We start from the raw sequence: 542 nt of genomic DNA, 5'->3' as shown, positions 1-542 counted from the left end.
AGAGGGTGTCCCCTAAATGATTTTTTTGGCCAATCGTGTTGCGAGGATACGCGCCTCGGTCAGCCAGACCCAGGCAAGAGGGGCCCAGGTGGAGCGATCATGGTGAGCCATGAGTCTTCTGGCGCGCTCGTTCCAGGCGTGCGTGCGCTCGACCACCCAGCGCTTGGGCTGCACGACGAAACCGCTGGAGATCACCTCGGGCCACAGCGGTTGCTGGGTGTTCTGCCAAGTGCCAGTGCGGCGATTGCCAGGATGGCGCACCACCTCGACGCTGATGCCATGTGTTTGCTCGATGGCCCGCGCGCATTGCCCGCCGTAAGCGGCATCGGCGTACACCTTCTTCAACGTCGGCACCTTGGCGCAGGCCTTGGCGACAACTTCGGCTGCGCCATCGCGGTCCTGCACGCTGGCCGCTGTGACGGTGACGGCCAGCAGCAAGCCCAGTGTGTCGACCACCAGATGCCGCTTGCGCCCCTTGACCTTCTTGCCTGCGTCGAACCCTGTGTCTCCGCCTTGGGCCGTGCTGCGCGTGCTCTGCGCGT

General features: G+C 64.8%; 1 protein-coding gene. It reads right to left on the bottom strand.

Annotation, left to right across the window (positions count from 1 at the left end; genetic code table 11):
• Positions 1-12: 12 nt before the first annotated feature.
• Positions 13-542: transposase (locus AACH11_RS24770; protein ID WP_341376967.1), on the bottom strand; the 530-nt coding region annotated here is incomplete at its 5' end.

The organism is Pseudaquabacterium rugosum, assembly GCF_038066575.1.
In the GTDB taxonomy this organism is placed as follows: domain Bacteria; phylum Pseudomonadota; class Gammaproteobacteria; order Burkholderiales; family Burkholderiaceae_C; genus Pseudaquabacterium; species Pseudaquabacterium rugosum.
Note: the sequence above shows the minus strand (reverse complement) of the source record. Positions and strands in the feature narration are given on the sequence as shown.